Origin of the sequence: Alkalihalobacillus sp. TS-13 (genome assembly GCF_019720915.1) — a bacterium.
GTDB lineage: Bacteria > Bacillota > Bacilli > Bacillales > Fictibacillaceae > Pseudalkalibacillus.
This window is the reverse complement of sequence record NZ_JAHKSI010000001.1, coordinates 828,327-850,988: the sequence shown is the minus strand read 5'-3', so window position 1 is coordinate 850,988 and position 22,662 is coordinate 828,327. Positions and strand designations below refer to the sequence as shown.

24 protein-coding genes are annotated in these 22,662 nt (G+C 42.6%); all 24 read right to left on the bottom strand.

Annotation, left to right across the window (positions count from 1 at the left end; genetic code table 11):
- Positions 1–64: 64 nt before the first annotated feature.
- On the bottom strand, positions 65–622 hold the full coding sequence (gene frr / locus KOL94_RS04215) for a ribosome recycling factor (RefSeq protein ID WP_221564379.1): 558 nt from the start codon (positions 620–622) through the stop codon (positions 65–67).
- Position 623: 1 nt separating this feature from the next.
- Entirely contained in the window at positions 624–1,346 is a 723-nt protein-coding gene (gene pyrH / locus KOL94_RS04210; protein WP_221564376.1) for a UMP kinase, read from the bottom strand.
- 123 nt (positions 1,347–1,469) lie between these two features.
- On the bottom strand, positions 1,470–2,354 hold the full coding sequence (tsf, locus tag KOL94_RS04205; protein WP_221564373.1) for a translation elongation factor Ts: 885 nt from the start codon (positions 2,352–2,354) through the stop codon (positions 1,470–1,472).
- Between the two features lie 467 nt (positions 2,355–2,821).
- Positions 2,822–3,556: a 30S ribosomal protein S2 gene (gene rpsB / locus KOL94_RS04200; protein ID WP_221564369.1), complete on the bottom strand. Its 735-nt coding sequence runs from the start codon at positions 3,554–3,556 to the stop codon at positions 2,822–2,824.
- 319 nt (positions 3,557–3,875) lie between these two features.
- Positions 3,876–4,367, bottom strand: a complete 492-nt coding sequence (locus KOL94_RS04195) for a DUF6115 domain-containing protein (RefSeq protein ID WP_221564367.1) — start codon at positions 4,365–4,367, stop codon at positions 3,876–3,878.
- Positions 4,368–4,376: 9 nt separating this feature from the next.
- On the bottom strand, positions 4,377–4,679 hold the full coding sequence (locus KOL94_RS04190) for a hypothetical protein (protein WP_221564365.1): 303 nt from the start codon (positions 4,677–4,679) through the stop codon (positions 4,377–4,379).
- A 65-nt stretch (positions 4,680–4,744) separates the two neighbouring features.
- Positions 4,745–6,124 (bottom strand): flagellar assembly protein A, encoded by a 1,380-nt coding sequence (locus tag KOL94_RS04185; protein ID WP_221564362.1) that lies wholly within the window; start codon positions 6,122–6,124, stop codon positions 4,745–4,747.
- 16 nt (positions 6,125–6,140) lie between these two features.
- Positions 6,141–6,908, bottom strand: a complete 768-nt coding sequence (locus KOL94_RS04180) for a FliA/WhiG family RNA polymerase sigma factor (protein WP_221564359.1) — start codon at positions 6,906–6,908, stop codon at positions 6,141–6,143.
- 43 nt (positions 6,909–6,951) lie between these two features.
- Positions 6,952–7,452: a chemotaxis protein CheD gene (locus tag KOL94_RS04175; protein WP_221564357.1), complete on the bottom strand. Its 501-nt coding sequence runs from the start codon at positions 7,450–7,452 to the stop codon at positions 6,952–6,954.
- Positions 7,445–8,083, bottom strand: coding sequence for a chemotaxis protein CheC (locus KOL94_RS04170; protein ID WP_221564355.1), 639 nt, complete (start codon positions 8,081–8,083; stop codon positions 7,445–7,447). Before KOL94_RS04170 ends, KOL94_RS04175 begins: the two co-directional genes overlap by 8 nt.
- Positions 8,080–8,565 (bottom strand): chemotaxis protein CheW, encoded by a 486-nt coding sequence (locus KOL94_RS04165; RefSeq protein WP_221564353.1) that lies wholly within the window; start codon positions 8,563–8,565, stop codon positions 8,080–8,082. The genes KOL94_RS04170 and KOL94_RS04165 overlap by 4 nt, the downstream gene beginning before the upstream one ends.
- 16 nt (positions 8,566–8,581) lie before the next feature.
- The gene (locus KOL94_RS04160) at positions 8,582–10,582 is read right to left on the bottom strand and encodes a chemotaxis protein CheA (RefSeq protein WP_221564352.1); all 2,001 of its coding nucleotides are present in this window, start codon (positions 10,580–10,582) and stop codon (positions 8,582–8,584) included.
- 15 nt (positions 10,583–10,597) lie between these two features.
- Entirely contained in the window at positions 10,598–11,650 is a 1,053-nt protein-coding gene (locus KOL94_RS04155; RefSeq protein WP_221564350.1) for a protein-glutamate methylesterase/protein-glutamine glutaminase, read from the bottom strand.
- Positions 11,647–12,510 (bottom strand): MinD/ParA family protein, encoded by an 864-nt coding sequence (locus KOL94_RS04150; RefSeq protein WP_221564347.1) that lies wholly within the window; start codon positions 12,508–12,510, stop codon positions 11,647–11,649. The genes KOL94_RS04155 and KOL94_RS04150 overlap by 4 nt, the downstream gene beginning before the upstream one ends.
- On the bottom strand, positions 12,503–13,642 hold the full coding sequence (flhF, locus tag KOL94_RS04145) for a flagellar biosynthesis GTPase FlhF (protein ID WP_221564344.1): 1,140 nt from the start codon (positions 13,640–13,642) through the stop codon (positions 12,503–12,505). The genes KOL94_RS04150 and flhF overlap by 8 nt, the downstream gene beginning before the upstream one ends.
- Complete coding sequence (gene flhA, locus KOL94_RS04140) at positions 13,639–15,675, bottom strand: flagellar biosynthesis protein FlhA (RefSeq protein WP_221564342.1); 2,037 nt, start codon at positions 15,673–15,675, stop codon at positions 13,639–13,641. The genes flhF and flhA overlap by 4 nt, the downstream gene beginning before the upstream one ends.
- Positions 15,676–16,603: 928 nt before the next feature.
- Entirely contained in the window at positions 16,604–17,686 is a 1,083-nt protein-coding gene (flhB, locus tag KOL94_RS04135) for a flagellar biosynthesis protein FlhB (RefSeq protein ID WP_221564339.1), read from the bottom strand.
- A complete protein-coding gene (gene fliR / locus KOL94_RS04130; RefSeq protein WP_221564336.1) occupies positions 17,686–18,462 on the bottom strand; it encodes a flagellar biosynthetic protein FliR in 777 nt (258 codons plus the stop codon). The genes flhB and fliR overlap by 1 nt, the downstream gene beginning before the upstream one ends.
- Positions 18,463–18,465: 3 nt before the next feature.
- Complete coding sequence (gene fliQ, locus KOL94_RS04125) at positions 18,466–18,738, bottom strand: flagellar biosynthesis protein FliQ (protein ID WP_221564333.1); 273 nt, start codon at positions 18,736–18,738, stop codon at positions 18,466–18,468.
- A 22-nt stretch (positions 18,739–18,760) separates the two neighbouring features.
- Positions 18,761–19,435: a flagellar type III secretion system pore protein FliP gene (fliP, locus tag KOL94_RS04120; RefSeq protein ID WP_221564331.1), complete on the bottom strand. Its 675-nt coding sequence runs from the start codon at positions 19,433–19,435 to the stop codon at positions 18,761–18,763.
- Complete coding sequence (locus KOL94_RS25585) at positions 19,428–20,090, bottom strand: flagellar biosynthetic protein FliO (RefSeq protein WP_221564328.1); 663 nt, start codon at positions 20,088–20,090, stop codon at positions 19,428–19,430. Before KOL94_RS25585 ends, fliP begins: the two co-directional genes overlap by 8 nt.
- Positions 20,091–20,103: 13 nt before the next feature.
- Positions 20,104–20,469 (bottom strand): response regulator, encoded by a 366-nt coding sequence (locus KOL94_RS04110; protein WP_221564325.1) that lies wholly within the window; start codon positions 20,467–20,469, stop codon positions 20,104–20,106.
- A 24-nt stretch (positions 20,470–20,493) separates the two neighbouring features.
- Complete coding sequence (gene fliY / locus KOL94_RS04105; protein ID WP_221564322.1) at positions 20,494–21,645, bottom strand: flagellar motor switch phosphatase FliY; 1,152 nt, start codon at positions 21,643–21,645, stop codon at positions 20,494–20,496.
- Entirely contained in the window at positions 21,635–22,630 is a 996-nt protein-coding gene (gene fliM, locus KOL94_RS04100) for a flagellar motor switch protein FliM (protein ID WP_221564319.1), read from the bottom strand. The genes fliY and fliM overlap by 11 nt, the downstream gene beginning before the upstream one ends.
- Between the last annotated feature and the right edge of the window lie 32 nt (positions 22,631–22,662).

Sequence of the window (22,662 nt, the reverse complement as noted above, 5' to 3'; positions counted from 1 at the left end):
ACGGTGTAAGTCAGACACTTATGGGACAGCCCTTTTTTCTTATCTTATTTTAACTTGAATTATGTTATACTTCCATGATTTCTTTTTCTTTATTCTCCGCAATTGAATCGATTTCTGATACAAATCGGTCCGTGACCTTTTGAACTTCATCACTATAATGCCGAAGATCGTCCTCTGTCATTTCACCGTCTTTTTGAAGCTTCTTAAGTTCATCATTTGCATCACGACGGATGTTTCGGACTGCGACTTTACCTTCTTCAGAATACTTTTTGACGAGTTTGACCAGTTCCTTACGACGCTCTTCAGTCAAAGCTGGAATTGCGATCCGGATGACATCACCATCATTGGAAGGAGATAGTCCGAGCTCGGCTTTTTGAATCGCCTTTTCAATTTCACCGATGATCGATTTATCATATGGTTGGATTACAAGTAGACGAGCTTCTGGTACAGAAATGTTCGCCATTTGGTTCAGAGGTGTCAGTGCGCCGTAATAATCCACAGACACACGGTCTAAAAGTGATGGATTTGCTCGTCCTGCACGTAAAGTAGCAAGTTCACGACGAAAAGCGGATACTGCTTTTTGCATTTTTTCATCTGCTTGTTTGATGATTGTATTTGACATGTTATTTCCCCCTCACAACTGTTCCTATATTTTCACCTTCGATAACTCTCTTGATGTTTCCTTCTTCCATAATGGAGAAAACGATTAGCGGAATATCGTTGTCCATACATAGAGATGAGGCAGTTGAATCCATTACAGATAAACCTTCTTTCAGGACTTCCAAATAAGAGAGGCTCTGATATTTCGTCGCTGTTTCATCTGTTTTCGGATCTGCTGTGTAAACTCCATCAACATTGTTTTTCGCCATCAAGATGACTTCTGCTTCGATTTCAGCTGCACGAAGCGCCGCTGTTGTATCAGTCGAGAAGTATGGGTTACCAGTTCCTGCCGCAAAGATGACAACTCGTTTTTTTTCAAGATGGCGTATCGCTTTTCTACGAATATAAGGTTCAGCTACTTGGCGCATTTCGATTGATGTTTGAACTCTTGTTTCTACATCGATGTTTTCAAGGCTGTCCTGTAATGCCAGTGAATTCATGACGGTCGCTAACATACCCATGTAATCTGCAGTGGCACGATCCATGCCCATTTGACTGCCAGCTTTACCTCTCCAGATGTTACCGCCGCCTACCACAACAGCAACTTCAACATTCATTTCAACAAGTTCTTTCACTTGTTTTGCGATCGAATTGATGATATGCGGGTCGATTCCATAACCGACCTGACCTGATAAAGCTTCTCCGCTTAATTTTAAGACTACTCTGTTGTATTTAGGCGTACTCATTTTTTCCCTCCATCAGCGTTTCCTGCATTATTATATGGGGTTGCTTGAAAAAGAGGGAACACACCTTGTGTCCCCTTTTCTGTGGATGTTTTTGAAATAATTACTGAATGCTCCAGCAGTGAATTATTTCTTTACTTGTGACATTACTTCGTCAGCAAAGTTTTCTTCACGCTTTTCCATACCTTCGCCAACTTCGTAACGTACAAATCCTTTGACAGTACCGCCTTTGCTTTCTACGTACTTACCGACTTTTTGATCTGGATCTTTAACGAACCCTTGATCAACAAGGCAAATTTCTTCGAAGAATTTATTGATACGCCCAGCTACCATTTTCTCAACGATCTTTTCTGGCTTTCCTTCGTTAAGTGCTTGCTGAGTAAGAACTTCTTTCTCACGAGCGACTTCTTCTTCAGAAACTTGATCACGGTTCACATAACGAGGGTTTACGGCTGCAACGTGCATTGAAATATCTTTTGCAAGATCTTCGTCAGTTGTTCCACCAACTACAGATAGGACCCCGATACGGCCACCCATGTGAAGGTACGCGCCAAATGCATCATTGTCTTCCTTTTCAAGGATTGCAAAACGACGAAGGGAAATCTTCTCACCAATCTTTGCAATTGCGTTGTTGATGTATTCTTCAACAGGAATGCTTTGTCCAGTCATTGTTTGTTTTAGTGCATCTTCAACAGAAGAAGGTTTTACTTCAAGCAAGTGCTCAGCGATTTCTTGGATCAAGTTCTTGAATGAATCGTTTTTAGCAACGAAGTCCGTTTCAGAGTTGACTTCAACGATTACAGCTTCATTTCCTTTTGTAGCAATATGAGTCAACCCTTCTGCAGCGATACGATCTGCTTTCTTAGCGGCTTTTGAAATGCCTTTCTCACGTAGCCAATCAATCGCTTTATCCATATCCCCATCATTTTCTGTTAGAGCTTTTTTACAATCCATCATTCCTGCGCCAGTTTTTTCACGCAGTTCTTTTACCATTTGTGCAGTTACTGCCATAAGTCTATTCCTCCCTTAAAATATGTAGCTTTTAAACATTATTTTGTTATCGTTACTTGTTCACGAATCCCGCTCCCTTTCCACGGGCAAACGAAAAGCGGAAGCGACCCGTTTAATCACGTAGGTCACTGGAAAACTGACGAGGAGGCTCGAACCAAACAAAGATTTGGTTCTGCGTGGGCTCACTCATAAGGCTGTCAATCAATGTGTCGACCGCCGCAAGAAGGTTGAAGTGATCCAAGTGACTGGTCGTTGAGCTAGACATCACTTCCCTTGCATGCATTACCCCACTACCCGCAAGCCTCCTCACTCGTTGCTCGCTGTGGGGTCTTGCCTGGCTCGCTTTTCCCGCAGGAGTGTCGCGAATTTCGCTTAAGTGAAAACAACAACTAAAAATCAGAAAAGAATTCTTTAAAAAAGGTGATAAAGGGTCAGTTCCCCTCTATCACCCTTAAATGAGCATTCATTTACGCTTTAACTTCTGCCTCTTCTTCTTCAGTAGATGCAGCTTCTTCCGCACTTCCCTGATTAGCTTCTACAACAGCGTCTGCCATTTTAGAAGTAAGAAGTTTCACAGCACGGATTGCATCGTCGTTACCTGGGATGACAACATCCACTTCGTCTGGATCACAGTTTGTGTCGACGATAGCAACGATTGGAATGTTAAGCTTACGAGCTTCTGCAATCGCAATGCGCTCTTTACGAGGATCGATGACGAAAAGAACGTCTGGAAGACTGTTCATGTCCTTGATTCCACCTAGGAATTTCTCAAGACGATCCATTTCCTTTTTAAGAAGGATAACTTCTTTCTTAGGAAGTACATCGAACGTTCCGTCTTCTTGCATTTTTTCAAGGTCTTTCAAACGCTTGATACGCTTACGGATCGTATCGAAGTTTGTCAATGTACCACCCAACCAACGTTGGTTGATGTAGTATTGACCAGCACGTTGAGCTTCATCTTTAACAGACTCTTGTGCTTGTTTTTTCGTACCGACAAAAAGGATCTTTCCTCCGTCAGCAGCGATGTCACGTACGTAATTATACGCTTCTTCTACCTTCTTGACTGTCTTTTGAAGGTCGATGATGTAGATGCCGTTACGTTCTGTGAAGATGTAACGTGCCATCTTTGGGTTCCAACGGCGTGTTTGGTGACCGAAGTGAACACCAGCTTCTAGCAACTGTTTCATTGAGATTACTGCCATGAATGGCACCTCCTGTGGTTTTTTTCCTCCGCTCGCTTCTGATCAATCACAACTGTATTTTAAGTTAAATTTGTGGATCAACAGGACCAAGAATTTCGAGGCACGGCAGTCACGAAGCTCGGATTGTAGTTTGACCTACATGAGGATCTGAGTGACAACGTAACAAAGAAATTCCCTGGAAATGTTATCCGGAATGATTTAACCACCATACAGCACCCATGATTGAATCCACGAACGTGTGTGATGTGTTATAAATATTTTTCCATATCATAAACACCGAGAATAACTATAACATATATCGAATGAAACTAGCAAGTACCTATTGCCCATCTCGATGAAATTTTATCATAAGTTCAATTTCGCCTTTACCTTTATTAACTTTCTTAGCGATATCATCTAAAGAGTAACCATTGTTATGCAAGGATATAATGTGTGAAGCCAGAGAAGCACCGAAAGTTTCTTTTTCTTCATTTATAGGTGGTGAATATTTTATTTCTTCTTCATCTAGAATAATTTCATCACTGACTTCCTGGTTCATTACTCGTTTTTCTTTTGGAATTTCATCTCCTTTTATAACCGCTTGATGACTCTCAGTCTTTCGTCTGTTGTCCAGGGATGCAAGTTCCTTCAGAAATGCCTCATTCTCTTCTTTCATTTCAGTTGTATAGGCTAGAAGTATATCTTCCATTTCTTTCTTCGCGGCTTTCAAGTCCTGGTGGTCTGCTACACCAGAACGTTTCCATACAATGATAAGGGATAATAGCGTGATGATGTGAATGATAAAACTTATTCCAAGTAAAAATGCAGTCATTTATTCCTCCTAACCAGAAAAGTCGATCCGTTGTCCTTTATATGGATGTTTTACATTCTCTTTTTCCTGGTCATGTGTCTGTCGATTTTGTTGATGATGTTGAGCGTTTGAACGATTGCGATCATCGAATTGTTGTTTATCTGTACGATCTTGTTTTTCAACTGATGTCCGATTCCGTTCGGAGCGTTCTTTTTCAATGGCAGCTGCATGGGATTGATTGATCTGTGATTGCTGTTGGAGTTTCTCTTGAACTTTCCCTGCATCCTGGGTTCTCGGTATGGCAATTTGCAGTTCAATCAACTTTAAACTCATCACTCAATCTCCTATCTTGTATAATCAGGTTCCCGTTATATAGTTTAAAGGGAGAATTACTTACCTTATTTCAATGATTGGATCACGATTTCGCTTGATACAAGTTTAAGTTCAACTGCTTTATATTCGTGCGGGAGTACTCTCTTGTATTTACCGAAAGTCACTTCTACGCCTGGGTGCATCACACCATTGACAACAAGTGTCTGGTCATGAAGCGGTTTGATGTCTTCCTTTACTTCTTCTAATTCCTTTTTCAATCCATTCAATAAACGTTCAGTTTGCTGATATGTATTCCGTACCTTCAAAAGAAGAAGTCTTTCTTGATTCGTCCGCTTAGCAAGGTCTTTTGATTCTATAGATGCCTTCAATTTTTCCAGCTTTTTCAAGTTCTCCTCTTCTAATGCTATATGACTCGACAAATGGGTTGACTTTTCAAGAATATGTGCAGGTGTTCCGAGATATAGAAGGGTTTTCGTCATTACATCAGTCCCAGTTTGGTTGACAAAGATATCCCCTCCAGCGCTGACACGACCCCCAAAGATGATTCCTTTCCCCTTTTGACAAAAAATATTGCCATCTACCAGTACATCGCTGTAATTGATAAGCCTTACATATAAATCCCCGCTGACCTTCAAATTACCTTGATTGATGTATCCCGTGTGCAGGTCACAGCCCGCTTCGATAAATGATTTTCCATGACCGGCAATTCCGTTTCGAATGAAAATAGATCCACCAGCTTTCAAATCCGATGCTTCTACGATTCCAGAAATCCGGATGTCGCCTTCAGCTGAAATTGTGTAGCCAGACGGAACATCGCCATGTATATGAATATTCCCTACAAATGAAAGATTTCCTGTCTTCAAATCCAAATCGCCTTTCACTTCATAAACCGGAAAGACATTGACTGCGCGTTTTTGATAACTGACTTGCCCATCTGCTGAAGCATAAATGCCATTAGAAGGATGATCGATGTTTGCATTTTTGCATTTTTTAAGTTTGATTGCTCTCCCTGATTTAGCCGGGACAGTCTCCCCTTTAACATCAAGACCAGGGGTACCGTCCGTATGAGGTATGATTTCAGCAATCCGTTCGCCTTTTTGGACTGATGGGATATCAGTGAACGAACGCAGGTCGATAAAGTCAGCTTGTTCATCGATGGAGGATCCTCCATTAAAAATTAGGGGCTTGATATATCCATCTTCCCCAGCATCTGGCTTTGTCCCTTTCGCTACTATGACTGGTTCTGTCCAGTGTTCGATATCCTCAACGATATTTTCAATCTCTGCTCTCAACACACCATGGATGATTCCTGATTCTTCTAGAAAGATCAAGAAGTCCTCTACAGTAACCTGATCTTCGAATGAACGCAAAGGAACAAGTTCTGCTATCATTTTTTTCTTACCAAGCTTCAGTTTTACACATTTTGATAATCGCTCAATGTCCACGAATGTTCCTCCTGACTCAATTTGTATATTTCGCCAGTACGTTTCTGAGCTTGTAAAGTGCTTTCGAATGAATTTGAGAGATACGAGAAGTAGACAGGTTCAATACTTGACCGATTTCAGTCAGTGTAAGTTCTTCATAGTAGAATAGGCTGACGACAAGCTGTTCTTTTTCATTGAGATCCTCGATGATTTCAGATAAATGTTCGTGAAGTTCGTTCGTCAACATCAGCGTTTCAGGGGTCTCAACCTTCTTATCTTCAATCGTGTATCCCACTTTTTCACTCGAATCGCTGTCTTTGTTCTCTTCATCAATGGATAATACATTTGCTAAAAAACTTTCTGACATGATCGTCAATACATCTTCTTCCGTCATCCCTACTTCCGCAGCGACCTCTGATGCTGTTACCGAACGCATCTGTTCTTGTTCCATCCTTTCGATGGTCGACTCAATCTTTTTCGTTTTTTCACGCAAGGATCGAGGGAGCCAATCTTCGCGACGTAAACCATCAAGGATTGCACCTCTGATCCGGAAAGATGCATATGTATCGAATTTGAGATCTCTCGTAGGGTCGAACTTTTTTAAAGCATCATATAGTCCTAAAAGTCCATGGCTCCTCAATTCATCTTTATTAACGTTTCTTGGCAAACCTACAGCAATACGTTGAACATGATACTGGACCAAGGGTAAATGCATTTCTAATAAGGCTTCACAAGAATCTTTATCCCGAAATTTCGACCAATTATCCCAATGTACACTCGCTTCTGAAATTGCCCCACTTCGCATCCAATCCCTCCTCGTAATCTAATAATCTTGCTGACCACAGTTATTAAATGGTTGTCATTCCTTTATGTATCGTCCGAATCATCAAATTACTGTTTTCGATGTCAAATTCAATCGTTCTCCCGTTTTGTCCACCAACATCCTCAGCAAGAACAGGAATACTTAAAGTCTGTAAAATGTCTTTGACTGCTGTTATGTTCCGCGGACCAACACGTAACGCCTCACTCTTCCCTGTGAATTGGAACATTTGTGCGCCGCCTGCGATTTTGGCTTTCAATCGATTGTGTTGGATACCAAAATGTTGGACTAGTTCTGTAACCATTGCGGGAAGAGCCGTATCAGCATATTTAGCTAAATTGAAGGTCATATCTCCCGAAAGTTCTGAACTCGGGAGCATGACATGGGCCATACCCGCAACCTGGGCGCCAGGCTCAAAAATAACGATACCGACACAAGATCCGAGACCAGTCGTTTTCAACCGGTTCGGTGCTTTCGTAATTTGATAATCTGAAATTTTCACGTTGACCGTTTGCATGATTTTATTCATTTAACGGGACTCCGAGTGTTTGGAAGATCTTTTGAAACGAATCCGGGTCAGGTAGAAATAGAAAATGACTGTCTACACCTGATTGTTCACTACTTCCATTTTTCAGCTGGGTATCGATGATGATTGCATAGTCACTGACCTGTGACATTTCCATCAGCCCAAAAGACAATACAGCACCAACCATATCGATTGTCAAGAATGGTACAGAAGGCGACAAGTTCAAACCAGTAAAATCTGAAAAGGATGAAAGATAGGAACCGGCAAGTATATTCCCTGTTTCTTGAAGAGCTGATCTGGTCATTTCGGATGAAAGGATGCTTTCTTCATCCACCTCCGGATCACCCGTCAATTCTCTTAAAATTGTAATCGCTTCATCTAACGTGAAAATCAGAAACATATTTCCAGGTGCATCACCTGTCACTCTGAAAAATGTTGCCGCCATAACAGTTTCTTCCCCGCCAATCATCTGTACAACTTCATGGAAGGGTACAAGTTTCACAGTGGGAAGAGCCATATCGATGGATTTCTGCATCAGCTCAGATAATGCGGTTGCAGCATTACCTGCGCCGATGTTACCGATTTCTTTAAGAATATCTTTATGATACTCTGTCAACTGTTCGGGTGTTATCATTCATTGGTCTCCTTGAATTGGCGAAGGGCAATGATTTCTTCAGGGTTCAACACCTTTTCCAGATTAAGCAAAATCAACAATCTCTTCTCAAGTTTTGCAACTCCATCAAGATATTCTGCTTGGATACCACCGACTACTTTCGGTGCTGGCTCTACTGTATCAGCTGGGACATCGATCACATCATTCGCTGAATCCACAATCATACCAACCTCCATGTCATTTGCATTGACGATGACGATCCGTGTTTCCTCTGTATAGGAAGCTTCTTCTAAATCAAATCGGCTTCGCAAATCAATAATTGGAGTGACGATACCACGAAGATTGATGACTCCTTTAACGAAGGAAGGCGTCCGGGGTACTCTAGTAATCTCCTGGATCCGTTCAATCGAGCGCACTTGATGTACATCCACTCCATATTCCTCATCCAAGAGTTGAAACACAATCGCTTTCATTTCGGTTTCTAAGGTTTTCATTTCAGACATTTCTAATCTTCCTCTCTTATTTGATCAAATCATTACAATCTAGTATTAAAGAAACTTTTCCATCCCCAAGTATCGTTGCACCTGAGATCGCAAAAATATTTGAAAGATACTTCCCTAAAGGTTTCAGGACGATTTCTTGCTGACCTATGAATCGGTCGACGATCAAGGCAGCCATCTGATCTCCTTTACGGACAACTACGACGGAATAGGTGTTTTTTTCTTCTGGAATACCTTCTACCTCTAAAACATCCCTGAGTGACAAAAGTGGAACCACTTTTCCTCTGAAATCAACAACCAACTGGTTATGCGCTTTCATAACTTCTTTCTTCGGAATTACGATACTTTCAACAATATTTGATAATGGGATTGCATATGTTTCAGATCCGATCGTTATCAACATTGCTGATAAAATCGATAGTGTCAAAGGCAGTTCAATGGCGAATTTCGTACCTTGACCAGGCTCAGATGTAACCATGATCTGACCACCGAGGGATTCAATTTTGCTTTTCACAACATCCAATCCGACACCTCTACCAGATATATCTGAAACAGTATCGGCAGTACTGAAGCCAGAGGCGAACAATAACTGATAGACCTCATGATCTTTCATCGTTTCTGCATGGGCTGGATTGATGATGTCGTTTTCGATCGCTTTTTCCAGTACCTTTTCCCGATTGATACCCCCACCGTCATCCTCAATTTCAATGAAGATATGATTTCCACTATGATAGGACACTAGTGAAATCGTTCCTTCTTCAGGTTTACCAGCTTTGGTTCGTTTCTCAGGCAGCTCGATGCCGTGGTCGACAGAATTTCGTAACAAATGGACGAGAGGGTCACCAATTTCATCGATTACAGTTCGGTCCAGCTCGGTTTCTCCGCCGCTGATATCCAAATTGATTTTCTTCCCAAGATCCTTCGCTAAACTCCGGATCATTCGAGGGAACCGGTTGAACACTTGATCGATCGGCACCATCCTCATCGTCAGAAGTGCATCCTGCAGATCACTTGATAATCTTGTCATGTGTTCGACCGTGTCAGTCAAGTCGCTGTTGTTCAATTGTTTCGCTAACGCTTCCAAGCGGCCGCGATCAATGACAAGTTCTTCAAATAAGTTCATCAAATGGTCCAATCGGTTGATATTGACACGCATCGTTTTATTGCTCTGAGCATTTTTGGAAGGCGTTTCAGGTTTACCTTCCGTGACTGCTTTCTTCAATTCCGTTTTTTCCAGTTCGATTGCAGCTGCTGGCTCTGCTGCTTCTGATGAAGATGACTCTATTTCATAGTTTTGTACGTGGACCTCTTCAACTTCGGATACTTTGCTTATCTTTTCTCTGATCTCTTCTGCATTTTTCTCAGAAACCAATGTGACTGAAAATGCATAATCAAATTTCTCTTCTTCTAGTTCGCTGACTGAGGGGTCTGAATGAATCACTTCAGACAGTTGTTCAAGGACATCGAAGACCATATAAACCCGTGCAGCCTTAAGAATACAGGTTTTCTCCAAAGTTACTTTGACGGTGTAAGGATGTAGGCCTTGTTCAAAAGATTGTGCCAAAATCGAACGTTGGAATTCGTCAAGTCCATCACCCGAGGCCGACTGCCCTTGCTCATTGGATACAGTGGCTGACTTTTCCCCTGTTTCAATCACATTAAGCTTTCTCACGATTTCGTCAACATCGTGCTTCCCATCTCCGCCAGCGATGATGGATTCAACCATTGCTTCTAAATGATCCACTGATTCAAAAAGGGCATCCACAACCTCATCTGTTACTAGTACCTTGCTTTGCCGGATGGCATCCAGGACATTTTCCATTTGATGAGTGAGGCTTGCCAAATCTTCAAACCCCATTGTAGCTGACATCCCTTTAAGGGTATGAGCGGAACGGAAAATATCATTTACAATCGCAACATCTGTTGGATCATTCTCAAGCTTGAGCATATGTTCATTCATCGCTTGTAGATGTTCCCTGCTTTCATCGACAAACACATCTAAATATTGATTCATATCCATGTATACAACCCCCTACTATAAATAGCGCACGATTCGTTCTGATATCTCGGTGACATGAACGACTTCATCCACTTTTTGAGTTGCAATCGCCGAGCGAGGCATCCCATAGACAACACAGGACTCTTCGGATTCTGCAATTGCAATTGTGTCTCCTTCCTCCTTTAAAGCTAACAGCCCCTCTGTACCATCCGTCCCCATCCCGGTCATGATCACAGCAATCTTCTGGTAGTTATGAACCGTAGATAGACTGGTGAACATTTCATCGATAGAAGGACGATGTCCTCTGATCGGTGGAGTTTGATTGTCCAGTTCGATGATGATTCCATTTTGCTTATGTATCGCTCTTAGGTGGTATCCCCCGGGGGCTATATAGACCGTGTTGTTTCTCAATATTTCACCTGATTCTGCTTCTTTTACAACTAGTGCCGACTGCTTATTCAACCGTTCTGCCAAAGATTTCGTGAATCCGACGGGCATATGCTGGACGATCAGGACTGGAGCATCAATCGAGTCCGGAAGGTTGGAGATAACTTCGACCAACGCCTTTGGACCTCCTGTAGAAGTACCGATTGCGATAAGTTTCTTCTTTTTCGTCAAACCCTTATCCAATGGTTCTTTCGGAAAAGGTGATATCGGTGCTTTTTCACGCTCAGTGATCTTTGTAACCTTAGCAACACTTGCAACCTTCACTTTGTTCAATAGCTCTGCTTTCACCTTGTGGATGTCCAAAGAAATCGCCCCTGAAGGTTTTGAGATAAAATCAACAGCTCCTGCCTGAATTGATTCGATTGTCTGGGCAGCACCTACTTTTGTAACACTGCTAAACATGATGACAGGAATCGTGTATTGTCTCATGATTTTCTTCAAGGTAGTCAAACCATCCATGACTGGCATGTCCACATCAAGTGTGATGACGTCAGGTGAAAGTTGCGGGATTTTCCTTAATGCGTCTTCTCCATTACGAGCTGTTCCAGCGACTACGATTGTAGAATCGCTTGATAATAGATCTGAAATGACTTTCCGCATGAATGCAGAGTCGTCAACAACCAGCACCCTTATACTGCTCATATGGTCCCCTGCTTTTTTGAAAAGTAGCGTGTGAATCTTTGGATGAACCCTTCGTTTTTGCGGGAATCGTCAGAGCCACCCTGATAGATATCAGCTAACTTTTGAACTGATTTTGCAACATTGGAATATGGGGCATATATTCGAAATGGTTTTTGTTCTTTGACAGCTTTAAAGACCGTCCGATCTTCTGGCAGCATTCCAAGCCGTTTGATGTCTTTCTGGAGAAACTGTCGAGCTGCTTTTTGGATCCTCATGCCCACATCCTCCCCTTCACCCTTATTTTCAACACGGTTCACGATGATAGAAATTGTGACAGAGGATTCTTGTTGATGGATATGCTTCAACATGGCGTAGGCATCTGTTATCGCCGTCGGTTCAGGAGTTGTGACCAGCAGCACCTCATCTGCTGCAGTGATGAATTGCAAACTGTCTCTAGAGGCCCCTGCTGCCATATCCAGAAAGATGTGATCATACCGTTCTTGAATCACTTTCATTTGTTGACAAAAGTGATTAAATTGTTCACTCGTCAATTCAAATAATTGATTCAACCCACTTCCGCCTGCAAGGTAATCGACTTGGTCCGGGCCCGTTTCTATCAAGTCCAGGATCGGCAGCTGCTGTTCTACTAGATCTACGATATTGTATCGGGAATGTACCCCCATTAAGATATCCAAATTCGCCATCCCGATATCAAGATCCAGGACCAGAACCTTTGAACCTGTCTTGACCAGGGAAAGTGCAAGGTTGATGGTAAGGTTTGATTTTCCCACTCCTCCTTTTCCACTGACCACTGCACAAACCCTTGCAGATGTCGAACCTGATTGGAATCTTTGACGAAGGATTTCTGCCTGATCATGCACGTTGACCATCTCCTAACAGAAGGTCTGCTATACTTTCCGGTGTTGCTTCAATGATATCATCAGGAACGTTTTGCCCTGTGGTCATATATGCCACACCATGTCCCGTCTCATCAAGTAGATTCAATACATCACCGAACGTCTCTGTTTCATCCTTTTTTGTAAAAATAAATTTATCGATCGGAACATTATTGAACTGGGCTACAATCCGCTTCATATCACTGTATTTGGAGGTAAGAGAGAGTACCAGATAATTCTCCATATCATTATTGAATTGATAGACCTCTTCCAGGTCAGCGACATATTGTGCCTTTTTGTAATTACGTCCAGCCGAATCTACGAATATGACGTCGTAATTCTGGAATTTATCCTGGGCACGTTGGAAATCCTCTCGATTATAGGCAACCTCTAACGGTACGTTTAGTATTTCAGCATAGGTTTTCAACTGATCGATTGCAGCGATCCGGTAAGTATCAGTGGTGATCATCGCTACCTTCTTCTTTTTATTCAGGATTGCATCCGCTGCGATCTTTGCAACGGTAGTTGTTTTACCGACACCAGTCGGCCCGATCAGATTGAGGAACTTCTTATCATATTCGAAGCCCCCGAAATCGCCGTTTGATAATAATCCGCATATCTCTTCCTTCATCCACTTGTTGATCGACTCGTCTGCTTTCATTTCAGATTCTTCTCGATACCATCTCTTTAATAATCCTTTCGAGAGGCTTGTCCTCACCTCATTGTTTACTCCCTGCTCTTCAAGGTCATTGATGATTTTTGTGATTTTTTCAGGGAATTGGATTGCATCAGATGATGACCTAGCCTCCACAATTTTCACGGATGGTTTGTTGTTCAATGTTTCGGATTTGTGTGCAGTTTCCTCTGATTTCGTTGTAGTATTTGTCAACTTTTCCATATTGTACTGCGGACTATAGTATTCATCCTTATGTTCACTTGGCATGGGATCAGGATCCAAAGCCGCTACCACTTCAAGGGATGGTTTTGTGAAAAAACCGAGAAACCCTCCGGTACGGATTTCTTTGGAATTGAGGATGACTGCATCCTTGCCGAGATCATTCCTGATCTTTTTCATCGCTTCTGGCATTGTTGGTGCGATATATTTTTTTATTTTCATGATACATTCACCACCCCAATGCTCTGTACTTCCAGATTAGGTTCTAGTTCGTTGTACGAAAGGACGACGACATCCGGTAAATAACGCTCGATTAATTGACGGACGTACATTCTTACAGCTGGTGAGCATAAAAGCACAGTTATCGGACTTACTTCACTGACTTTCTTGATTTCATTCATTATCGAATCAAAAATGGTCTGTGACTCGTTCGGATCCATTGCTAGATAATTTCCATGTTCCGTCTGTTGAATGGATTCAGCAATCCGTTTCTCGACGCCTCCGGATAAGGTGATGACTTTCAATAAGGATTGCTCGTTACTATATTGCTTGGAAATCTGTCTTGATAAAGACTGACGCACATATTCAGTGAGAAGATCCGTATCCTTCGTCATCTGCCCGTAATCGGCTAATGTTTCAAAAATGATCGGTAAGTTCCGAATCGATATATTTTCTTTCAACAGCTTGATAAGTACTTTTTGGATATCGCCAATCGTCAATGGATCCGGTGTCACATCTTCCACCAGTGCTGCATGGGATTCTTTCAAATGCTCGACAAGTTGTTTGACTTCCTGTCTGCCTAATAACTCATGTGAATGTTTCTTGATGATTTCTGTAAGATGCGTCGAAACAACCGAAGGCGGATCCACGACTGTGTACCCCGAAAGCTCTGCACGCTCCTTCAAATCTTCTGAAATCCATAGGGCAGGGAGTCCAAAAGCGGGTTCTACGGTCTCAACACCCTCAATCTCTTCATCATCAACGCCTGGAGACATTGCCAAAAAGTGATCAAGCAGGAGCTCTCCTTTAGCAATCTCGTTTCCTTTGACCTTAATCCGGTACTCATTCGGCTGCAGTTGGATGTTGTCCCGAATCCTCACAACAGGTACGACAACACCTAATTCCAAAGCGAGCTGTCTCCGGATCATGACGATACGATCCAATAAATCGCCACCTTGACTTGTATCTGCAAGCGGGATCAGGCTGTATCCAAACTCGAACTCAATAGGGTCGACCTGCAAAAGATTTACGACACTCTCTGGACTCTTCAATTCTTCTGTTTGGACTTCTTCTTCCACTTCTTCTTCAGAAACCTGACGTTGTTGCTCTATACGGCTTAGATGATAACCGCCATATGCAAGTAAAAGGGCAATGGGTAAAGTGAAGATATTCTGGATAGGTGTGAAGAACCCCAACAGTGCAATCGTTGCTCCAGCCACATATAACATGGCTGGATAGGCAAGCAATTGCTTTGTGATGTCTTGCCCTAGGTTCCCATCTGATGCAGCTCTTGTGACGATGATCCCTGTGGCAGTCGAAATGATCAATGCAGGGATCTGGCTCACTAGTCCATCTCCTACTGTTAATAGAGTATACGTTTCGGAGGCTTCAGCAAGCGGCATCCCTTGTTGAACCATGCCAATGATGATACCGAAAATCATATTGATGATGACGATGATGATTCCAGCAATCGCATCGCCTTTTACGAATTTACTTGCCCCATCCATCGCACCATAAAAATCTGCCTCTTGCTCGATTTTTTGTCTTCTTTCACGCGCTTCCCTTTCAGATATCAAGCCAGCATTCAAATCGGCATCGATACTCATCTGTTTACCGGGCATGGCATCTAAAGTGAAACGTGCTGCAACCTCAGAAACCCTCTCTGAACCTTTAGTGATGACGACAAATTGTATGATGATCAAAATCACAAACACGACGAAACCGACAAGAACATTACCTGCCACTACGAAGGAACCGAATGTATCAATGACGTTCCCGGCTTTCGCCTGGCTTAAGATTGAACGAGTCGTCGATACATTCAAGCCTAAACGGAATAATGTAACTAGTAATAAAAGCGATGGAAAGATGGAAAATTGTAGAGGTTCTTTCGTATTCATCGCTATCAGGATAATGAGAAGTCCTAGTGATATATTTGTAATGATCAAGAAGTCGAGCATCCAAGTCGGTAGCGGGATGATTAACATCGTGATGATCAATATTACACTTAGTAAGACTGCCAGATCTCTTGGCTTCATCGCTGAACTCTCCTTCTGGTTTGTTAACTGTTGCTTCGGTTATTGATAAATGTTGATTTTTGCGAAATTCACTCCGTTTCTGGGCGATCCGCAAGATTCGATTCTTAGCTTTGTTATTGTACAATGTTGATTTCTGCGAAATTCACTCCCTTTCCGCGGGCGTAAGAAAAGCGGAAGCGACTCGGTCAGGCACGCAGGTCACTGGAAAACTGACGAGGAGGCTGTTGCCGCCGCAGGAAATTTGAAGTGATCCAAGTGACTGGTCGCTGAGCTAGACATCACTTCCCTGTATCAACCCACTTCCGCAAGCCTCCTCACTTGCACAGGACGTGGTGGATTTTAGTCGAAGATCCTTTAAAAACTGCGGGGTCTTGCCTGGCTCGCTGTTCCCGCAGGAGTGTCGTGAATTTCACTGGAAATCAACAAAATTATGTAATACATGAAGGCAGGAGCGACGAGCAATTCTTGCATAAAATCTATGAGTTGTACCGAGGAAGCTGACTTCACAGATACACTTGTAGACACAGGTACATATGCTCGAATCCTTGGACCGCTAAAACCAAGTAACGCGGAAATTCGCAGTTTATCATTCGGTTATTTTAAACTTTCCATCTTTAATCACTCAGTTTAAAATTGACGAATTAGAAACAAGAAGTTCAAGGCACGTAGGTTTTAAGGACCGGATCGTATTTGAAAATACGTGAGGACCGCTAAAACCAAGTAACACGGAAATTCGCAGTTTATCATTCGGTTATTTTAAACTTTCCATCTTTAATCAAACTCAGTTTAAAATTGACGAATTAGAAACAAGAAGTTCAAGGCACGTAGGTTTTAAGGACCGGATCGTATTTGAAAATACGTGAGGACCGCTAAAACCAAGTAACACGGAAATTCGTAGTTTATCATTCGGTTATTTTAAACTTTCCTATCAAATGAGCTTTTTCAAACGGTACACATAAGCCAACACCTCAGCCACAGCTTTGAACAGGGCTTCTGGGACGAGATCGCCGATTTCCGTCTGGTCGTAAAGGCTTCTGGCGAGTGGGCGGTTTTCGACGATTTCAATTTCGTTATGTTTTGCGACTTCCCTAATTTTCAATGCTACAAAATCTACACCTTTTGCAATTACGACTGGCGCATCGTGTTCGCTTTCATCGTATTTCAATGCGATGGCGTAATGTGTGGGATTGGTGATGACTACATCTGCTTTAGGGACTTCCTGCATCATTCTCTGCATCGCCATTTGTCGTTGTTTTTCTTTGATCTTGGATTTGATCAGCGGATCCCCTTCTGACTTCTTATGTTCATCCTTAAGGTCTTGTTTACTCATCTTGATGCTCTTTTCGAAATCGTACTTTTGATAAAAGTAATCCAATACGGCCAGAAATATGAGGAGAACGGATGCCGCCAGTCCCATTTGGATCGTCAACCTCCCGATCACGAGTAGAGCATGTTCGACCGTGCCGTGTGACAACATTAAGATTTCATCCTTCTGTAACCATAAGACGGCAAAGGTGACAAAACCGACAAGTGATATTTTTAAAATCGATTTCAACAGTTCCACAATCGCCCTGAGCGAGTAGATTCTTTTGAATCCCTTCAATGGGTTGATCCGCTCCAGTTTCGCTTTCAATGGCTCTGTCGAAAAGAGGACGCCAACTTGCATGTAGTTTGCGGCTACACCCGCAATCATCGCAATCAATAGAATCGGCGCGACGATTTTAGCTGCTTCAATTGCCATCGCAGACATCACTTGCTGGATATTTTCATTTGTCGCATCAAAGTGGATGAACTCTCTGAAACTCTTCTGGTAAATTGCCAATAACCTATCCAACATGAAAGGTGCAATCAGCCATAGGAATAAAAATACGATTAATAAAATAATTGCGGTGTTAACATCGCTCGATTTCGCAACCTGTCCTTTTTTACGGCTATCCTGCCGCTTTTTTGGTGTTGCTTTTTCGGTTTTCTCTTGTGAAAAATATTGAAGATCAAGCGATAAATATGGCATTATTGACCACCTAACAGTCTCATCATTTTCCTCATAGCCTCAAGCATTTCGATATTCAACGAGTTGACCATCTGGAAAATGACTGGAATGACAAGCAATAAAACAACGAAACTGACGAAGATTTTCAATGGCAGTCCAACAATGAATACATTCACTTGTGGTACTGTCCGTGAAATGATCCCAAGAGCCAGGTCGACGAGAAACAGACATCCAACCACAGGAATCGCCATCTGAAAAGCAATATAGAACATCTTGAGCACAGTATCCGCTACTAATCTAGCAACATTCCCATCTCCGAATATGAAAGCCCATCGGTCGATTGGTGCAAATTGATAACTTTGATAGATTCCATTCAGGAACATATGATGGGCATCAATCGTTAGCAAGAACAATATTGCGAATATATATAGGAACCTCCCGATGAGAGGTGTCTGGATACCTGTTTGCGGATCGAAAACATTCGCAATCGCAAATCCCATTTGTAAATCGATGAAGCCTCCTGCTACTTGTAACCCATACAAGAGGATCGAAGCGACGAAACCGATGCTCAATCCAATCATCAATTCCTTCATCACCAGAAGGATGAACTCACCATTCAAAGCAACCATAGGCGCCTGTAATGTCGTAAAGATGAAAAATGAAAACACGACGGAGAATCCAATCTTATGTATTACAGGAATGTTGCGATAAGAGAATATCGGTACTGTTGCCATAAATGCAGTAACCCTCACGAGAACCAATAAGAAAGCAGGCATGCTATTTACAAACTCCACCATACTCTACAAACCTATGTAATTATTGATATTGCTGTATAGTTCATGTGTGAAAGTCACCATTTGGGTCAACATCCAGGGTCCGAAGAAAATAAGTGAAACAAGCACAGCTACAATTTTCGGAATGAAAGCCAAAGTCTGCTCTTGAATTTGCGTAGTAGCCTGAAAGATACTGACGAACAGTCCGACCGCAAGTGCCAATATCAGAAGCGGACCACTGATGATCAATGTAGTGTACACCCCTTTTTCAGCAAGGGAAATAACGAATTGTGAGTCCATAGAACGAACACCTTCTCATCTCTTAATAACTCTCCAGCAGTGATTGGACGATCAAATACCAACCATCGACAAGGACGAACAACAATATCTTAAACGGTAATGAAATCATCACAGGAGGGAGCATCATCATCCCCATTGCCATCAGCACACTCGCGACGACCATATCAATGACTAGAAACGGTACGAAGATCATGAATCCCATCTGGAATGCCGTCTTCAACTCACTTATGGCGAAGGCCGGTACCAAAGTCGTCAGAGGGATATCCGCAACACTTTCAGGTCGTTCCTCTCCTGTATAATTCATGAATAATGCCAGATCTTTTTGTCGCGTGTGTTTTGCCATGAATTCTTTCATTGGAATACTTGCTCGATCCATCGCTTCATCTTGAGATATTTCACCTTCCATGAACGGTGTGATCGCTTGTTCGTTCACATCGGATAGGATTGGTCCCATAATGAAAAATGTCAGGAATAAAGCGAGTCCTATCAGAACCTGGTTAGGAGGCATTTGTTGTGTAGCAAGACCATTCCGGACAAAGGAAAGCACGATGATAATCCTCGTAAACGAAGTCATCAATACGAGAAATGCCGGGGCAAGGGAAAGGACAGTCATCAGGACTAACAGCCGAACTGTAGTAGCGACATTTTCTGGATCATTGTTGAACAGTTCATTACTGATACCTGGTAGTTCAATCATGGTCATGCCCCTTCTTCTTTAAAGACTCCATCAACGCATTACGGTTTTGTTTCGTATCATTCAGCTGTTTCTTCAAAATCCCTTGAAACTTCGTTTTGTCAGAGGTATCTCGGTTGTTCCATAACGAACTGATCCATCCGGCTAAGCCATTCATTTTTTCTGACCCAGTCATTTGTGTCTCATTGGTGGCCATCAATGTTTCGATTTCTTTTTCGTCTTCAATCTCTTTGATCAATTCGACGTTATCCCCGACACCCACGACAAGTATCCGATTTCCCACTTTCACCAACTGCACGGAACGTTGATTTCCAAGCATCGCTCCACCAAGTGTCTGGATTCCTTTTCCTTGTTGGATCACCTGTGTGCGTTTATGCAACAGCTTCAAAACAAGTACCATAAGCCCCACTACCAATGCCAGCGCAAAGAGTACTTTCATCATTGTCACGAATGTGGATGGTCCTGATACTGGTTCGGAGGTACTCACTGTATTTTCTTTCTCTTCCGGAACATCTTTCCCACTCTCTTTATAACACTCAGAAACAGATTTCCCTTCGCATCCTTCAGGTGAATTGTCGGTATTGGCAGAGATGTACGACGGTCCACCGAATAAAAGGAATCCTATCAGAAGGACCGATATGTTTGTTTTCCAATTCACAAGTGACACCTTCTTATGCTTCAAGTGTTTTCTTGATCGCTTCAATGACTCGCTCCGCTTGAAACGGCTTTACGATGAAGTCTTTCGCCCCAGCTTGGATTGCATCAATGACCATCGCTTGTTGTCCCATTGCAGAACACATGATTACCTTCGCGTCAGAATTCACAGCACGGATCTCTTTCAATGCTGTGATTCCATCCATTTCCGGCATCGTAATATCCATCGTCACCAGATCAGGTGTATGTTCTTTATACAATTCAACCGCTTGTGCTCCATCACTTGCTTCACCTACTACATCGAATCCATTCTTTGTAAGGATATCTTTGATCATCATTCGCATGAATGCTGCATCATCTACAATTAAAATACGGTTTGCCATGTTTCGTTCCCCCTGAAAATAGTGTTATTGTAATTTTTCTAATCGATCTCTCTGGCTGATTATCTCTGTTACTCTTACACCGAAGTTCTCATCAATGACAACAACTTCCCCTTTTGCGATCAATTTCTGATTGACCAGGATATCGACCGGCTCCCCAGCCAGCTTGTCCAATTCGATGATCGAACCATGTGATAATTCCAAAATATCTTTGACGGCTCGTTTCGTCCGGCCAAGTTCCACAGTGACCTGTAACGGAATATCCAATAACATGTTAAGGTTTCGTTGGTCCACCGAAACAGATTCATTAGGAGCGAAATCTGTAAAAGCCGCTGGATGGACATTTGCGGTACGCTGATTCGTATAAGACGGTTCAATTTGCTCTCTTTCACGCTGTTGATGTGTTAACCCTGAAGTTTGATGGTTTTCTGGTACCATAGATGCTGATGGTGCTGATTGCTCAGGTTCTTCATAAGCAGGTTCTTCCCTCAGGGCATCATTACCGCTGTCTGGATTCATTAGCTGATCTACAAGCTCTTTTCCGAAATGTAGCGGTACAAGCTGCATGATATTCGAATCGATCAAATCCCCGACTTTTAATTTGAATGAGACTTTCACAAGAACATCATCTTTCGGAATATTGTCCGTCCCTTCATCTGCATTCACATCCATCAAATCGATGGTTGGAGGAGAAATATCGACTCGCTTATTGAACACTGTCGACATCGATGTGGAAGCTGATCCCATCATCTGATTCATCGCTTCTTGAACTGCACTCAAGTGAAGTTCTCCCAACTCACCATGAGGATTCGTACCGTCACCACCAAGCATGAGATCTGCAATGATCTGCGCGTCTGAAGTCTTGATCACTAGCAAATTCGATCCATCGAAACCTTCAGTATAGCTTACCAACACAGCTACATGAGGCTTCGGAAATTCATCAGAAAGCTTGTTTCGTTCCACAATGGAAACATTCGGTGTCGTAATTTCGACCTTCTGATTCAGAAGTGTGGACAATGCAGTCGCTGCACTTCCGAACGAGATGTTCCCGACCTCTCCGATCGCATCTCTCTCAATGTTTGTTAACAGTTCTTCCTTCGCTTCCTCTTTTGGACTTTCATTTCCGCCATTCAATAAAGCGTCGATTTCTTCTTGGGAAAGCATGCCATCACTCATCATTTAAGTCCCCTTTCTCGTAAGCATCAATAATTTGGATCGCCATTTGATTTTTCACCTTACCGGGTTGTCCGATAAATTTATTTTTCCCTTGTACATTGATCGTCAATGGCTCTGAAATTTTCTGATCTAACTCTAAAACATCATTGTTCGATAACGAAAGGAATTCCTGGACAGAGATCTGGCACCTGCCGAGCTCAGCGGTGAGCGGCAGCATAGCTGTCTTCACCCTGCTCTCAAGCTTTTCGACTTCTTCAGGCAGTCTTTCACGCTGCTTGTTCTGCATCCAATGATGAACAGACAGCTTTGGAATGATGGGTTCTAAAACGACATGTGGCAGGCAAATATTGATCATTCCGCTTGTTTCCCCGATTGTAGTCGTCAACGAAATGACAACAACAGTTTCATTCGGTGATACCATCTGAAGGAATTGAGGGTTTACTTCAAAGTCCAGCATCTCGGGTTCCACATCTATGATCGTCCCCCATGCTTCACCGAAACAATCCAAAGCACGGTCAAAGAGCTGGTTCATGATCCTCGTCTCAATTTCTGTCAAACTATCAACCTTGTTCATTCCTTTTCCTTGCCCACCCAAGACCCTGTCGAGCATCGCATAGGCGATGTTCGGGTTGACCTCGATCAGCAGGCGTCCATCCAAAGGCGGTGCCTCGAACAGATTCAGGATGGTCATTTTAGGGACGGATCGAATGAACTCTTCATATGGAACCTGGTCTACCGAAGCTACTGATATTTGGACGTATGTACGAAGCTGGGCAGAAAAGTATGTAGTCAATAAACGAGCATAATTTTCATGGATCCGGCTCAGGCTCCTTACTTGATCTTTTGAGAACCTTAGTGCTCTTTTGAAGTCATACACTTTCACTTTCTTTTCTGCTTCTTCTTTTTTTAGTTCCTCAGCATCCATTTCTCCAGTGGATATCGCTGATAATAATGCGTCAATTTCATTTTGGGAGAGTACATCTGCCAAGAGCCTCACCTCTTTTCTGTTGTAATTCTCAG

What these genes read in the sequence shown, in the direction of transcription:
- fliY (WP_221564322.1), bottom strand. Translation starts at nt 21,645, where the DNA reads ATGATGAGTGATGGCATGCTTTCCCAAGAAGAAATCGACGCTTTATTG.
- KOL94_RS04165 (WP_221564353.1), bottom strand. Translation starts at nt 8,565, where the DNA reads ATGTCTGAAATGAAAACCTTAGAAACCGAAATGAAAGCGATTGTGTTT.
- flhB (WP_221564339.1), bottom strand. Translation starts at nt 17,686, where the DNA reads ATGCCATATTTATCGCTTGATCTTCAATATTTTTCACAAGAGAAAACC.
- KOL94_RS04155 (WP_221564350.1), bottom strand. Translation starts at nt 11,650, where the DNA reads ATGAGCAGTATAAGGGTGCTGGTTGTTGACGACTCTGCATTCATGCGG.
- fliP (WP_221564331.1), bottom strand. Translation starts at nt 19,435, where the DNA reads ATGATTGAACTACCAGGTATCAGTAATGAACTGTTCAACAATGATCCA.
- rpsB (WP_221564369.1), bottom strand. Translation starts at nt 3,556, where the DNA reads ATGGCAGTAATCTCAATGAAACAGTTGCTAGAAGCTGGTGTTCACTTC.
- frr (WP_221564379.1), bottom strand. Translation starts at nt 622, where the DNA reads ATGTCAAATACAATCATCAAACAAGCAGATGAAAAAATGCAAAAAGCA.
- KOL94_RS04195 (WP_221564367.1), bottom strand. Translation starts at nt 4,367, where the DNA reads ATGACTGCATTTTTACTTGGAATAAGTTTTATCATTCACATCATCACG.
- KOL94_RS04175 (WP_221564357.1), bottom strand. Translation starts at nt 7,452, where the DNA reads ATGAATAAAATCATGCAAACGGTCAACGTGAAAATTTCAGATTATCAA.
- fliR (WP_221564336.1), bottom strand. Translation starts at nt 18,462, where the DNA reads ATGGTGGAGTTTGTAAATAGCATGCCTGCTTTCTTATTGGTTCTCGTG.
- flhA (WP_221564342.1), bottom strand. Translation starts at nt 15,675, where the DNA reads ATGAAGCCAAGAGATCTGGCAGTCTTACTAAGTGTAATATTGATCATC.
- pyrH (WP_221564376.1), bottom strand. Translation starts at nt 1,346, where the DNA reads ATGAGTACGCCTAAATACAACAGAGTAGTCTTAAAATTAAGCGGAGAA.
- KOL94_RS04190 (WP_221564365.1), bottom strand. Translation starts at nt 4,679, where the DNA reads ATGAGTTTAAAGTTGATTGAACTGCAAATTGCCATACCGAGAACCCAG.
- KOL94_RS04110 (WP_221564325.1), bottom strand. Translation starts at nt 20,469, where the DNA reads ATGGCAAACCGTATTTTAATTGTAGATGATGCAGCATTCATGCGAATG.
- fliQ (WP_221564333.1), bottom strand. Translation starts at nt 18,738, where the DNA reads ATGGACTCACAATTCGTTATTTCCCTTGCTGAAAAAGGGGTGTACACT.
- KOL94_RS04180 (WP_221564359.1), bottom strand. Translation starts at nt 6,908, where the DNA reads ATGCGAAGTGGGGCAATTTCAGAAGCGAGTGTACATTGGGATAATTGG.
- flhF (WP_221564344.1), bottom strand. Translation starts at nt 13,642, where the DNA reads ATGAAAATAAAAAAATATATCGCACCAACAATGCCAGAAGCGATGAAA.
- KOL94_RS04170 (WP_221564355.1), bottom strand. Translation starts at nt 8,083, where the DNA reads ATGATAACACCCGAACAGTTGACAGAGTATCATAAAGATATTCTTAAA.
- tsf (WP_221564373.1), bottom strand. Translation starts at nt 2,354, where the DNA reads ATGGCAGTAACTGCACAAATGGTAAAAGAACTGCGTGAAAAAACTGGC.
- KOL94_RS04160 (WP_221564352.1), bottom strand. Translation starts at nt 10,582, where the DNA reads ATGGATATGAATCAATATTTAGATGTGTTTGTCGATGAAAGCAGGGAA.